This window comes from Paenibacillus sp. SRL342 (genome assembly GCF_984798905.1).
Genome location: NZ_OZ481790.1, coordinates 5,485,557 through 5,499,419, shown reverse-complemented (window position 1 = coordinate 5,499,419; position 13,863 = coordinate 5,485,557). Strand labels below are relative to the sequence as shown.

At 47.0% G+C, this 13,863-nt stretch carries 11 protein-coding genes; 10 read left to right on the top strand and 1 reads right to left on the bottom strand.

Annotated features, from left to right (window positions below; all coding sequences use genetic code 11):
• Positions 1-62: 62 nt before the first annotated feature.
• The gene (gene mgrA / locus AC4E8D_RS24215; RefSeq protein ID WP_221824727.1) at positions 63-1,070 is read left to right on the top strand and encodes an L-glyceraldehyde 3-phosphate reductase; all 1,008 of its coding nucleotides are present in this window, start codon (positions 63-65) and stop codon (positions 1,068-1,070) included.
• Positions 1,071-1,150: 80 nt separating this feature from the next.
• On the opposite strand, the gene AC4E8D_RS24210 is transcribed toward mgrA, so the two are convergent.
• On the bottom strand, positions 1,151-2,125 hold the full coding sequence (locus tag AC4E8D_RS24210) for an AraC family transcriptional regulator (RefSeq protein WP_260632992.1): 975 nt from the start codon (positions 2,123-2,125) through the stop codon (positions 1,151-1,153).
• Between the two features lie 153 nt (positions 2,126-2,278).
• Between AC4E8D_RS24210 and AC4E8D_RS24205 the strand changes: the two genes are divergently transcribed.
• The 9 genes from AC4E8D_RS24205 to ptsG all read left to right on the top strand — a co-directional run bounded on the left by AC4E8D_RS24205 (position 2,279) and on the right by ptsG (position 13,846).
• Positions 2,279-3,460 carry a galactokinase gene (locus AC4E8D_RS24205; protein ID WP_221824726.1) on the top strand — a complete coding sequence of 394 codons (1,182 nt, stop codon included), beginning with the start codon at positions 2,279-2,281 and terminating at the stop codon, positions 3,458-3,460.
• Position 3,461: 1 nt separating this feature from the next.
• Positions 3,462-4,451, top strand: a complete 990-nt coding sequence (gene galE, locus AC4E8D_RS24200) for a UDP-glucose 4-epimerase GalE (RefSeq protein ID WP_017686840.1) — start codon at positions 3,462-3,464, stop codon at positions 4,449-4,451.
• A 14-nt stretch (positions 4,452-4,465) separates the two neighbouring features.
• Positions 4,466-6,064: a UDP-glucose--hexose-1-phosphate uridylyltransferase gene (locus AC4E8D_RS24195; RefSeq protein ID WP_221824724.1), complete on the top strand. Its 1,599-nt coding sequence runs from the start codon at positions 4,466-4,468 to the stop codon at positions 6,062-6,064.
• 150 nt (positions 6,065-6,214) lie between these two features.
• A complete protein-coding gene (locus AC4E8D_RS24190) occupies positions 6,215-6,802 on the top strand; it encodes an MSMEG_1061 family FMN-dependent PPOX-type flavoprotein (RefSeq protein WP_260632990.1) in 588 nt (195 codons plus the stop codon).
• A 92-nt stretch (positions 6,803-6,894) separates the two neighbouring features.
• On the top strand, positions 6,895-8,058 hold the full coding sequence (locus tag AC4E8D_RS24185) for an iron-containing alcohol dehydrogenase (RefSeq protein ID WP_047844049.1): 1,164 nt from the start codon (positions 6,895-6,897) through the stop codon (positions 8,056-8,058).
• A 276-nt stretch (positions 8,059-8,334) separates the two neighbouring features.
• On the top strand, positions 8,335-8,871 hold the full coding sequence (locus AC4E8D_RS24180; RefSeq protein WP_221824722.1) for an NfeD family membrane protein: 537 nt from the start codon (positions 8,335-8,337) through the stop codon (positions 8,869-8,871).
• A 63-nt stretch (positions 8,872-8,934) separates the two neighbouring features.
• A complete protein-coding gene (gene floT / locus AC4E8D_RS24175) occupies positions 8,935-10,488 on the top strand; it encodes a flotillin lipid rafts scaffold protein FloT (RefSeq protein WP_145323943.1) in 1,554 nt (517 codons plus the stop codon).
• A gap of 165 nt (positions 10,489-10,653) precedes the next feature.
• Positions 10,654-11,508, top strand: coding sequence for a glucose PTS transporter transcription antiterminator GlcT (gene glcT / locus AC4E8D_RS24170; protein WP_047844046.1), 855 nt, complete (start codon positions 10,654-10,656; stop codon positions 11,506-11,508).
• Positions 11,509-11,794: 286 nt separating this feature from the next.
• Positions 11,795-13,846, top strand: coding sequence for a glucose-specific PTS transporter subunit IIBC (ptsG, locus tag AC4E8D_RS24165; RefSeq protein ID WP_105601795.1), 2,052 nt, complete (start codon positions 11,795-11,797; stop codon positions 13,844-13,846).
• Positions 13,847-13,863: the final 17 nt, after the last annotated feature.

Here is a 13,863-nt window from a genome sequence, read left to right as displayed (position 1 = left end):
ACCGCATTATCCGGTATAGACCGGATACAAGAGGCGGAACCTGGGGAAAGAAGGGATTCATAATGGTCTACGTAGCAAGCGATACTCGCTATGAAACGATGAAATATAACCGCGTTGGACGTTCAGGTTTGAAACTGCCAGCGATTTCACTGGGGCTGTGGCATAATTTTGGCGGTATTAATAACGCTGAGAATGGCCGTAATATGATTACCCGATCATTTGATCTGGGCATTACACATTTTGACCTTGCCAACAATTATGGCCCACCGGCAGGTTCGGCAGAGCAGTTATTTGGACAGGTACTGGCCCAGGATCTGAAACCTTATCGTGATGAACTGGTGATCTCCACCAAAGCGGGGTATTATATGTGGCCCGGGCCCTATGGAGAGTGGGGTTCACGCAAAAATCTGGTATCCAGTCTGAATCAGAGCTTGAAGCGTATGGGCCTGGATTATGTGGATATTTTCTATTCACATCGTTATGATCCCGAAACACCTTTGGAAGAAACGATGATGGCACTGGATCATATTGTTCGCTCGGGCAAAGCCCTTTATGTAGGGATCTCCAACTATCCCGCAGAGCAGACAAGACAGGCTGCCGAAATTCTGAAAGGTCTGGGTACGCCATTGTTAATCCATCAACCGAAATACTCGCTGCTGGACCGCTGGATTGAAGATGGTTTGCAGGACGTGCTGGATGAGTATGGAACAGGCAGTATTGCATTCTGTCCATTGGCACAAGGTGTGCTTACGAACAAATACTTGAATGGTATTCCGGAAGACTCACGTGCCAAAGGACCGTCGGTATTCCTGAATGAAAACAACATCTCTCCAGAGACACTCCGCAAAGTGCGTGCGCTGAACCAGATTGCAGCAGCCCGTGGTCAGAGTTTGGCCCAATTTTCACTCTCATGGGTGCTGCGTAACGGCAGGGTAACTTCCGCGCTGATTGGCGCAAGTCGTACTTCCCAGATTGAAGAGAATGTGGCTGCGCTCAGTCAGCTGGATTTCTCTACAGAGGAATTGGAACGGATTGAATCCATCCTGTCTCCGGAGCCTGATGACAAATAAATAAAGTGCAAAAGGTGCATCTTAGCCATAATGGCGGAATGCACCTTTTTTGTCGTCCGTGGTTCCGTCCGTTATGTTGCTCACCGTTTGTTTTGTTGAGCATTCTGCTGTAACCCCTGATGTAGTGGGCGGGACAGTATTTTCTCTCGATATAAGCTGGGCGCTTCACCGTGAAATCGTTTGAACTGTTTGGAGAAGTACAGCGCGTCTGGCAGTCCGACCGATGCAGATACCTGTTCGATGGACAGATCCGGACGTTCTCTCAGGAGTTGGCGCGACTTGTCGATCCGAAGTTTTAGCAGATAAGTGACCGGTGACAGTCCGGTTTCCTGTTTGAAAATACGGGATAGATACGCACGGTTGTAACCAAGACTCGCTGACATTTGTTCAATGGAGACTGGATAAGCATATTGAGTGGACATATATTGAATCATCTGTTTCACCGTACGTCGGATGGAGGATTCACCTGGAATTAAGGTTTGGCCCTGCGAAAGGTGATTCTGTGCTTCAGCTAGAATCATATATAACGTACCCAGTGATGTGAAATGGGAGCTTTCTTTGCGCTCGGCAAAAGCATCCTGCATCACGGATAGCCAATCGGATATTCCACAGGATGGTCCAGCATGAAAAACAGACTTCTCCGGGCGGAACCCGGCTTCCTCGGTATGTTGGCCAGCCTGGCTGCCTGTGAAGGCAATCCAGCGATATTGCCATGGGTTGCGGGCGTGAGACTGGTAACTTACCAGTTGCCCGGGATGAATGAGGAAACAATCACCTGCGGATAACTCGTAGGTGTGCAGTTCGGTACGGAACGTACCCGCCCCTTTTTCTACATAATGCAGCAGATAATAATCAAACAATTTAGGACCGAGGGCGTGACCCGGAAGGGTCTGGCTTGCCCCGGCAAACAGGACATGCAGTGCGCCTTGTTCATAATAGACCGGATTGGAGGCAACCGAATAACTGAGTGCTCCGCTTTTACCGGAAGGTGATTCCTGTATTTTTTCGTTAGAAGATGCAAGGGATTCTTTCTTGGCGTTGAATTGATCTGACATGGTCGTTTCCTTCTTTCCGGGATGCTCCGATCATTATACGCCTTAAGGTCACATTTATCCATATGAAACACACATGGTTGCATTACAAGAGGCACCGCTTTCTTATATAATAACATTAAGAAAACCACAACAACGAGGCGAGGTGCACCAGCAGTGAACATAACTGAATTGAAACAAAAGTTTATTGAGAAGTACGGAGAGAGTGGAGCGGACATCCGTGTATTTCATGCCCCTGGGCGTGTGAATCTGATCGGTGAGCACATTGACTATAACGGTGGATACGTGCTTCCGGCAGCACTTGAATTCGGAACAACATTGATCATTCGTGAGCGTCAGGACAACAAGTTGCAACTGGCTTCCACGAACATGTCTTATGAAGGGGGACTAGACACTTCCTCCATCGGTAAGGAAAAAACCGGAGAATGGACCGACTATCCTGTTGGTGTCATGGTTGAACTGCAAGGCAAAGGTGTGAATGTAACAAAAGGCTACGACTTCCTGTACCACGGGGAGATTCCGAACGGGGCAGGACTTTCATCATCCGCATCTCTGGAGGTACTTACCGGATTTGCGATTCAGTCTCTGGAGGGTGTATCGGATATTGACACGGTTCAACTGGCGCTTCTGTCCCAGAAAGCGGAAAATGAGTTCGTAGGCGTCAACTGTGGAATCATGGATCAGTTCGCTGTTGCAAACGGTGCTCAGGATCACGCGATCCTGCTGATGTGTGACACACTGGAGTACGAAAAGGTTCCTTTCCGTACAGGCTCATACAAATTGGTCATCGGTAACACAAACAAACGCCGCGGTCTGGTGGATTCGGCTTACAATGAACGTCGCTCCCAATGCGAGCAGGCACTTGCCATCTTGAAGGAACAGCTGCCTGCACTGAATTACCTGGCTCAATTGACGCCAGAGCAGTTCGTAACACTACAGGATCAGATCAAGGATGAGAAAGTAAGACAGCGTGCACAACATGTTGTGGAAGAGAATGCTCGTGTGCTCGCATCGGTCGAAGCATTGCAGGGTAACGATCTGGAAACCTTCGGCAAGCTGATGAACGCTTCTCATGAATCGCTTCGCGATTTGTACGAAGTAAGCTGTGATGAGTTGGATGTTATGGTTGAAGAAGCTCAGCGGATTCCAGGCACGCTTGGTGCTCGAATGACTGGCGCAGGATTTGGCGGTTGTACCGTATCACTTGTGCATGAAGATGATGTCGAGCGTTTTGTAAGTGAAGTGGGCGCTGCATATGAAGCGCGTACCCATCTCAAAGGTGATTTTTATGTATGCGGCGTAGGCGACGGTGTTAAAGAATTGAAGGAGGCGAAGTAAAATGGCAATTTTGGTGACAGGTGGAGCAGGGTATATTGGGTCTCATACGGTAGCAGCATTGTTGGAACGTGGAGAAGAGGTTGTTGTACTGGATAACTTGCAGACAGGGCATCGTGAAGCGTTGCTCGGCGGTAAGTTGTATGAAGGGGATCTGCGTGACAAAGAAATTCTGGCGAAGCTGTTCGCTGAGAATTCAATCGATGCAGTCATTCACTTTGCAGCCAACTCACTCGTAGGCGAAAGTATGAAAGACCCGGTTAAATATTATGACAACAACGTGTTTGGTACACTCTGTCTGCTGGAAGCGATGAATGCAGCGAACGTACGCCGCATCGTCTTCTCCTCTACAGCAGCTACCTACGGTGAGCCTGAGAAAGTGCCAATCGAAGAGAGTGATCGTACAGAGCCAACCAACGTATACGGCGAAACAAAGCTGATGATGGAACGCATGATGTCATGGTTCGATAAAGTTCAGGATATCAAATACGTTTCCCTGCGTTACTTCAATGCAGCAGGTGCACATGACAGCGGCAAAATTGGTGAAGATCACCAGCCAGAGAGTCATTTGATTCCACTCGTACTGCAAACAGCATTGAAACAACGCCCGCACATCGCCGTGTTTGGTGACGACTATGCAACAGAAGATGGAACATGTATCCGTGACTATATCCACGTGAGCGACTTGGCTGATGCACATCTGCGTGCAGTAGATTATCTTCGCAAAGGTGAGAACAGTAACGTGTTTAATCTGGGTAACGGCACAGGATTCTCTGTAAAACAAGTGATCGAAACAGCCAAAAAAGTGACTGGCCTCGATATCCCGGTTGTACAGGAACCACGTCGTGCAGGTGACCCGGCTGTGCTGGTAGCTTCATCTGCAAAAGCGAGATCTGTCCTGGGCTGGAATCCAAAATGGACCAATCTGGAAGATGTCATTCAAAGCGCTTGGAGCTGGCACCAATCACGTCCTGACGGCTACGGAAAAAACTAGGAGGCGAATACCTTATGTCACAGACTCATATTGCAGCAGGTGCCACAGAGCGGACACCGGAGCAGCAGGAAGCACTGCATGCCATTGAACGTCTGGTTGCATTTGCCTTGCAGAAACAATTAATCGAGGAAGCGGATTGGGATTATAGCCGCAACCTCTTGCTGGAACAATTCGGATTCTCAGAGCCTTATGCCGGTGAGTTGGACACGACTGTGCCCGATGGTCCACAGGCTATGCTGGATACGTTGATTGATTATGGATTCACCATTGGACTCATTCCTGAAAATAGCGATACATTCCGTGATTTGCTGGATGCCAAAATCATGGGTCATCTGATGGCACGCCCATCCGAAGTGGTACGCGCATTCCGCCACACGGAGCAGACGGAAGGCATTGAGGCAGCCACATCTCAATTCTATGACTTGTCGATTAACTCCAACTATATTCGGATGGATCGGATCTCGAAGAACGTCTACTGGACACAGGACACGGCCTATGGAGACATGGAGATTACTATCAACCTGTCGAAGCCGGAGAAAAGTCCAAAGGAAATTGCCATGGCGAAATTGCTTCCGCCTCCGGTATATCCTAAATGCCAGCTGTGTCGTGAAAATGTAGGTTACGCTGGTCGGGTGAATCACCCTGCTCGCCAAAACCTGAGAGTCATTCCGTTGAAGCTTAACAACGAGCCTTGGTTGTTCCAATACTCGCCGTATGTTTACTACAACGAGCACTGCATCATTTTCCATCATGATCATGTGCCGATGAAACTGACGAAGGATACGCTTCGCAGACTGCTTGCCTTTGTCGGGGAGTACCCGCATTATTTTATCGGATCTAACGCGGATTTGCCGATCGTAGGCGGATCGATTCTGACACATGACCATTTCCAGGGCGGACGTCATACGTTCGCGATTCAAAATGCACAGCCTGAGGCTGTCTTCCGCCATGCGGATGCACCTGGACTTACACTGAGTCTCGTAAAATGGCCAATGTCTGTAATGCGTCTGGCTTCACACGATCCTGCAGAGCTGCTTGAAGCGGGTAACGCCGTATATGAAGCGTGGAAGGTCTACAGTGATTCTGCTGTGGATATCGAAGCGTTCAGTGAAGTGGACGGGGAACAAGTGCCACACAATACGGTAACACCAATCGTTCGTCGTAGTGCAGATGGTGGTTATGAGATGGATCTTGTATTACGTAACAACCGTACAAATGATGTGCATCCGGAAGGGATTTTCCATCCGCACCGTGAGATGCACCATTTGAAAAAAGAGAACATTGGTCTGATCGAAGTGATGGGACTTGCCATTCTGCCAGGTCGTTTGAAAGAAGAACTGGACAGTATCGCGGATATCCTCGCTGGAGATGCCAAGCTTGCTGAAGCGGCCAAAGCTTCCGATCATGTGTTGAACAAACATCTGGGCTGGGCGGAAGAATTGATTGAACGGTTTGGTCCTAAGCTGGACAAAGAACAAGCCGTTGCCATTGTACAGCAGGAAGTCGGCTTGAAATTCGCCGAGATTCTGGAGCATGCAGGTGTCTACAAATATGATGAAGCAGGACGCCAGGCTTTCCGTCGTTTTGTAAGCAGCATGGGATACACTGAATAATCAACATAATATCAACAAATCAAGAACACCCGCCCATTCAGGAGCGGGTGTTTCTTGTCATGAGCACGCATTGGAATGAACCTCCGAGGCAGTTATAATGGGGAGAAGTCCTAGAGTACCATGATGAATTGAGGAAATGGGGTTAATGATTTGGAAAAGAAGGCGCTGAATATTCCGTTGATTACAGATGCTGAGGAACTGCAAGGCATGGTGGGTGAACCGCATGAACATGTGCGTAACAAGGCAATTTCATTTGTGGATTCACATGTTCAGAACTTTATATCCATGTCACCATTATTTTTCCTCTCCACCTCCGATCGTGATGGAAAAAGTGATGTGTCACCTCGGGGTGATGGAGCGGGATTTGTGAAAGTGTATGATACATATCGGCTCGTTTATCCCGAACGCCCAGGCAATCGGCGGATAGACTCGTTGTTGAACATGTTGTCGAACCCTGGTGTTGGCATGCTCTTTTTGATTCCGGGTATGAATGAAGTGCTGCGTATTAATGGCACAGCATCCATTACCAAGGATGAGGAATTCATCGCCAGTATGGGCTGGAGTGGTAAAACCATAGGTGCGGCTGTCATTGTAGATGTGGAAGAGTGTTTTATCCATTGTCCGCGGGCATTCAAACAGGCTGGATTATGGGCCACAGAAACATGGGTGGATGCTGAGAATTTGCCTTCATCTAGCGAGATGTTTCGAGCTCATTTGGAGATTAACGGGTTGTTATAAAGTGAGTGACTATCGATTTGTTTTTCTATAAACAGGGTACTATAATTGGAGTTGCACAAAAATACTAAACTCCATTGGAGGCGACAATAGATATGAGATCTTTCCAATTCTATAATCCAACCCGGCTGATTTTCGGCAAAGGACAACTGGAAGCATTAAAGACAGAAGTGCCGAAATACGGTAAACGGGTTCTGCTTGTATATGGTGGCGGCAGTATCAAACGTAGTGGTCTGTACGATCAAGTGATCGGTTTGCTTAAGGAAGCCGGAGCAGAAGTGACTGAACTGGCTGGTGTGGAACCTAACCCGCGTCTTTCTACGGTGCATAAAGGGGTAGACCTCTGTAAAACAAATAACATCGACCTGATCCTGGCTGTAGGTGGCGGTAGTGTACTAGACTGCTCCAAAGCCATTGCGGTAGGTGCCAAATATGATGGCGATATGTGGGATTTTGCTCAGCGCAAAGCCGTTGCACAGGACGCTCTTCCACTCGGTACCGTATTGACGATGGCAGCAACCGGTTCGGAGATGAACTCGGGTTCGGTTATTACGAATCAGGATACACAAGAAAAATTGGGTTGGGGTAGCGCATACTCATTCCCTGCATTCTCTATCCTGGATCCGGTGAATACATACACTGTTCCGCTGGACCAAACGGTATACGGCATGGTGGATATGATGTCCCACGTACTGGAGCATTACTTCCATCTGGATGCCAATACACCGGTTCAACTCGGTTTCTGTGAGACGATTCTGCGTACTGTCATGGAAGCAGCGCCTCGTCTGGTTGAAGACCTGGAGAACTATGAACTGCGCGAAACGATTCTGTATTGCGGAACAATGGCACTGAATGGCGTGCTGAATATGGGTCTCGCAGGAGATTGGGCAACACATAATATTGAACATGCGGTTTCCGCAGTGTATGATATCCCACACGGTGGTGGACTTGCGATCTTGTTCCCACACTGGATGAAACATAACCTGGATGTGAATGTGGATCGATTCAAACGTCTGGCAATTAATGTATTCGAAGTGAACCCTGAGGGCAAGTCGGACAGACAGATTGCTGAAGAAGGTATCGATGCGCTCAGCAAATTCTGGACATCCATTGGTGCACCTAACCGTTTGGCAGATTACGATATCGATGACAGCCAGATCGACGTAATGGCTGACAAAGCGATGTTGTTTGGTCCATTCGGTAACTTCAAGAAACTGCAACGGGAAGATGTTGTATCCATCTACAAGGCTTCTCTGTAATTCTATAATCACTGCAAAGTGAAGGACACATTCTGTCGTCCAATAACCGCAAGTCTCCTTCATGGGGGCTTGCGGTTTTTTCGTGTATTCGGATCTGCACGAGAATGATGGAGGAACATGAAGCAAGGAGAACAGAATGTTGTGATAATACCCATTATCGGCTCCAGAATACATTTGAGGAAAGATTTTGAAACATTTTGATGGTAGCTACGTATTTATTTACATGTGGAATGCTCAGTTAGGATGAATTTGCGGCAGAGAGAGGAGGAACAGGGGATGGAAACAATGTATTGGGGGTGTCTAATCGGAGGGGCGATATTTGCGGTTGTCAGCCTTGTGCTGGGTGACTTGATTGATGGCTTGCTGGACGGAGCTTTTGAAATGCCAGGCCTTGATTTTTTCAAACCCGTTGTGTTAGCTGGTTCCATTACAACCTTTGGTGGTGCAGGCATAATGCTGACACGTTATAGTTCATTAAGTGCGATGTCCGGTCTAATACTATCCCTGCTTATAGGTATTGCTGCAGCCATGCTGGTATTCTTCGCATACATCAAACCGATGCGTAACAGCGATGTCTCTATTGCATTTTCAATGAAAGAGTTATCTGGGAAAATTGGGGAAATCACCATTCCGGTGCCGGAAAAAGGTTTTGGCGAAGTGATGATCCGCTTTGCATCCGGTAGTACGATTCAAACGGCATCCAGTTTTGAACACCTCCCCATTGCGGCGGGAGCACGTGTTGTTGTGGTGGATGTTGTAGATGGCGTACTGCGTGTGTCGGAATGGGATGAAAATGTACTTAAAGATTTATAAAGTATTCTAATCACCTAATTAGTTTAAGCACTCATCATGAATGAATAAGGGGAGAGATGTGGAATGGATTTAAATTTGAACTGGGATGTTTTGTTGATTCCTATAGTTGTAGTCGGAGTCATTCTAATTTTGGGTCTGGCTTTCTGGGCGAGGTACAAAACGGTTGGACCGGATGAAGCGATGATCGTTACGGGGTCATTCCTGGGTAGCAAAAATATCTCCGATGATGATTCTGGCCGAAAAATCAAAATTGTTCGTGGTGGCGGTGCATTTATCCTGCCGGTATTCCAGCAGTCCGAGTTTATCTCCTTGTTGTCCCACAAGCTGGATGTCTCCACACCTGAAGTGTACACGGAGCAAGGGGTTCCGGTTATTGCTGACGGTGTAGCTATTATCAAGGTTGGAGGCGCTGTAGAAGACGTTGCTACGGCAGCTGAGCAATTCATCGGTAAACCTGTAGAAGCGCTGAGAAGCGAAGCACAGGAGGTACTGGAGGGGCATTTGCGGGCCATCCTCGGTACTATGACGGTGGAAGAAGTATATCGGAACCGGGATCGTTTTGCCCAAGAGGTTCAAGGCGTAGCAGCTAGAGATTTGAAGAAAATGGGACTGCAAATTGTTTCATTTACCATCAAGGATGTTCGTGACAAACAGGGTTACCTGGATGCTCTCGGTAAACCGAGAATTGCCGCAGTGAAGCGTGATGCCGAGATTGCTGAAGCAGAAGCAATGCGTGATGCACGTATTCAGAAGGCTAATGCGGAGGAACAGGGGCAAAAAGCAGAGTTGCTGCGGGATACCAATATCGCCGAGGCAGCCAAAGAGAAAGAACTGAAAGTAGCCACGTTTAAGCGGGATCAGGATACAGCCAAAGCAGAAGCCGATCAGGCTTACCATATCCATGAAGCTCGCGCCAGACAGACTGTGGTGGAGGAAGAAATGAAGGTTGAACTTGTTCGTAAAGAACGTGAGATCGATCTTCAGGAAAAAGAAATCGTCGTACGTGAGAAGCAATATGATGCTGAAGTGAAGAAAAAGGCAGAAGCGGATCGTTATGCGGTGGAACAGGCAGCCGAAGCGGATAAAGCCAAGAGAATGCGTGAAGCCGATGCGGTACAGTACTCCATCGAAACACATGCCAAAGCAACAGCTGAACAGAAGCGACTTGAAGGTCAGGCCATGGCGGATGCGGAACTTGCCAAAGGTACAGCAGATGCAGAAGTTATTCGTTTGCGTGGTCTTGCTGAAGCAGAAGCGAAGGAAAAACTGGCCGAAGCATTCCAAAAGTTTGGCGAAGCGGCTGTACTCGATATCATTGTCAAAATGCTGCCTGAACTGGCTGGCAAAATTGCAGAGCCAATTGCATCCATTGATAAATTGACGGTGGTAGATACAGGTAAAGGTGAAGGTGCAGCACGAGTGAGTAACTATGTTACTGAACTTATGGCGACCGCTCCAGAGATGCTCAAAAGTGTATCCGGCATCGATGTAGAGCAGCTGATTAAAGGCCTTACGAAGTCTAAAACACCTGCGCCAGTTGCCATTCAACAGAGCGAGGCTGTTACAACTCCTTCTATAATCGACAAGATTGTGGAAAGAGCTGGAGTTGACGAGTAAGAAGCACTTCGAATCTTGCATGGTTGCTCTATTGACCTTAAGGCGAATTTTTGTTACTTTTTAAGCGAGACGTCCGGCGCGGTTTGCCCGCTCCGGGTGTCTTTTCGTTCGTAACAGGGTGTGACTTAATCACACCTAAGATGGTGTGAAAAAGAGGTGCAAACAATGAGCAGCTTGCATGTAGATAAAGCGCTAAATAATAATGTAATCATTGCACAGCATCCAGAACACGGGGAAGTCGTTGTTATTGGTAAAGGCATTGGCTTTAACCGAAAACCGAGTGATCACATTCCATTGATGGCTGTGGAGAAAATGTTTATTTTGAAAAACCAGCAGGAGCAAGAGCAGTACAAACAGCTTCTTCCACAGGTGGATGAAGCACTGATCGAGATTATTAACGAAGTTATTACGTATATTGCAGAGCGTACGGACGTTCCTCTGAATGAACATATCCATATTGCATTAACCGATCACATTTCTTTCGCGTTAAAACGCAAGGAGCAGGGCATTATCATACAAAATCCATTTTTATATGAAACCCGCGAGATTTATCCTGAAGAATATCGAATGGGAGAATACGCTGTTCGTCTGATCAAAGAGAAAATGGGTGTAGATTTGGGGATGGACGAGATTGGTTTTGTTGCCCTCCATATCTATAGCGCAATGACCAATCAAAATATATCCCAGGTACGTGAACATTCACAATTGATCACTGATTTGGTGAACCTGGTGTCCGATCAACTCGATTATTCGTTTGAAACGGAATCACTTGATTACTCTCGTTTGCTGACTCATCTTCGTTTTGCCCTTGAGCGTGTTCGCCGTGGAGACAAAGTGGAAGAGCTTCATAAGTTGGATTCCCTGCTTAAGTTGGAGTATCCCGAAATGTACTCGCTTGCATGGAAACTGACCAAAGTAATGGAGAAAAGACTGAAACTGCCGGTTTATCCTGCGGAGGTAGGTTATCTGACCATTCATCTGCAAAGACTGAATCAGCGGAAGGAAGAAGAGAATAAGTGAGGTCATTCCAGTGATGGAATGTGGAATTTATTTTTTTGGTGTAAAGGCTTGCAATAGATTAGAACTGGTGCTACAATGGTTTCCGTAATCAAGCAACTGAATAAACATAAGCGACGTGTTACTGACTCGATCAGGCATGAGTTAATTAAAGTGTGATTGTTCTTTCCTTGTACAGGGTATGCTATACCCCAAGGTTGGCACAGTTTACTTTGTTAATTCATGCCTTTTTTGTGTTCCCTTGCTTGCATCACAACATATAAATTAGACGAAAGGGAGAAACGACGCGATGTTCAAAAAGCTTTTTGGTGTATTGCAAAGAGTAGGTAAAGCTCTCATGCTGCCTGTAGCCATTCTACCTGCGGCAGGTTTGCTGCTCGGAATTGGTAACATGCTGGTTAATCCAGATTTCTTGCAATATGTAACGGCGCTCGACACCCCTTGGGTGAACTCGATCGCAACAATTATGATGAACGCAGGTCAGATCGTATTTGATAATCTGGCATTGCTGTTCGCCGTCGGCGTAGCTGTCGGATTGGCTGGTGGCGAAGGCGTTGCAGGTCTTGCAGCGATCATCGGTTACCTGGTCATGAATGTTACATTAGGATCTGCAGTAGGTGTTACTCCTGCAATGATCGGTGAAGTACCGGGTTATGCCAGCATCTTGGGTATCCCAACATTAAGTACAGGCGTGTTCGGAGGTATTATCATAGGTATTGCCGCCGCGCTGTGTTACAATCGATTTTTCAAAATCGAACTGCCGTCTTACCTCGGTTTCTTTGCAGGTAAACGATTTGTACCGATTATCACATCGGTAGTATCCCTTGTAATCGGGTTGCTTCTTGTGATTATCTGGCCTCCGATTCAAAATGGACTGAATGCTGTATCTCACTTCATGGTAGATACAAGTCCGACCTTGTCGGCATTCATCTTCGGAGTTGTGGAACGGTCATTAATTCCGTTTGGTCTTCACCACATTTTCTACTCCCCATTCTGGTTTGAGTTCGGTGAGTATGTGAATAAAGCCGGAGATGTTATTCGTGGGGATCAGAAGATTTTCTTCAGCCAGTTACGTGATGGCGTTGCTCTCACAGCAGGAACATTCCAAGTTGGTAAATTCCCGTTCATGATGTTTGGTTTGCCAGCAGCGGCACTTGCGATGTACCATGAAGCAAGACCGGAGCACAAAAAGTATGTTGCAGGTATCATGGGTTCAGCTGCACTGACCTCGTTCCTGACAGGTATCACAGAACCACTTGAATTCTCGTTCCTGTTTGTAGCACCAATCCTGTTTGCAGTACACTGTATCTTTGCAGGTTTGTCTTTCATGACCATGCAAATTCTGGGTGTAAAGATCGGTATGACCTTCTCCGGTGGGTTCATTGACTTCCTGATCTTCGGGATTATTCCGAACCGTACACCTTGGTGGGACGTTATTATTGTCGGATTGATTCTTGCGGTGATCTATTACTTCGGTTTCCGGTTTATCATTCGCAAATTTAATCTCAAGACACCTGGACGAGAGGATGCAACGCCTGAAACCGAATCTGGCGGAGGCTCTGGTTCAACGGATGATCTGCCCCATAACATTCTCGAAGCTTTTGGTGGCAAAGAGAATATCAAACATCTGGACGCTTGTATTACTCGTTTGCGGATTGAAGTTAATGAGAAATCCAATGTGAAAAAAGATCGTTTGAAACAATTGGGTGCATCTGGTGTACTTGAAGTGGGTAATAATGTTCAAGCCATCTTCGGAACACGTTCTGACACGATCAAATCTCAAATGCAGGATATTATTGCAGGAAGAACACCAGCACCAACGCCAGCAGCTGCCAAACCAACTCCTGAAGAGGAGAAGGCACAAGGTGAGCAAGGCGAGCGCATCGTTGCTGAGGATATCGTCATGCCAGTCAATGGTGAATTGCTGGACATTACAAATGTACCTGATCCGGTCTTTGCTGAGAAAATGACAGGTGATGGATTCGCAATTTTGCCACATGATGGTACGATAACTTCTCCTGTGTATGGTAAAGTGTTTAATGTATTTCCAAGCAAACATGCCGTGGGCATCATGTCCGATGGAGGCAAGGAAGTGCTTGTTCATATAGGTGTTAATACGGTGAAGCTGAAAGGTCAAGGCTTTAACGTACTGGTACAGGAAGGTGATCTGGTATCGGCAGGTCAGCCGATTATGGAAGTGGATCTGGAGTATGTCAAAGCAAACGCTCCTTCGATCATTTCACCAGTTATTTTCACCAACCTGCCAGAGGGCTCCACAGTAACTCTGAAGAAGAGCGGAGTGCTGAAAGTTGGCGAACAGCCAATCATTGAGATAAAATAAGAAGTGTTACGACAATG

Bases quoted from the DNA above. Each gene is read 5' to 3' on its own strand.
- mgrA (WP_221824727.1), top strand. From the start codon at position 63: ATGGTCTACGTAGCAAGCGATACTCGCTATGAAACGATGAAATATAAC.
- AC4E8D_RS24210 (WP_260632992.1), bottom strand. From the start codon at position 2,125: ATGTCAGATCAATTCAACGCCAAGAAAGAATCCCTTGCATCTTCTAAC.
- galE (WP_017686840.1), top strand. From the start codon at position 3,462: ATGGCAATTTTGGTGACAGGTGGAGCAGGGTATATTGGGTCTCATACG.
- AC4E8D_RS24195 (WP_221824724.1), top strand. From the start codon at position 4,466: ATGTCACAGACTCATATTGCAGCAGGTGCCACAGAGCGGACACCGGAG.
- AC4E8D_RS24185 (WP_047844049.1), top strand. From the start codon at position 6,895: ATGAGATCTTTCCAATTCTATAATCCAACCCGGCTGATTTTCGGCAAA.
- AC4E8D_RS24180 (WP_221824722.1), top strand. From the start codon at position 8,335: ATGGAAACAATGTATTGGGGGTGTCTAATCGGAGGGGCGATATTTGCG.
- floT (WP_145323943.1), top strand. From the start codon at position 8,935: ATGGATTTAAATTTGAACTGGGATGTTTTGTTGATTCCTATAGTTGTA.
- glcT (WP_047844046.1), top strand. From the start codon at position 10,654: ATGAGCAGCTTGCATGTAGATAAAGCGCTAAATAATAATGTAATCATT.
- ptsG (WP_105601795.1), top strand. From the start codon at position 11,795: ATGTTCAAAAAGCTTTTTGGTGTATTGCAAAGAGTAGGTAAAGCTCTC.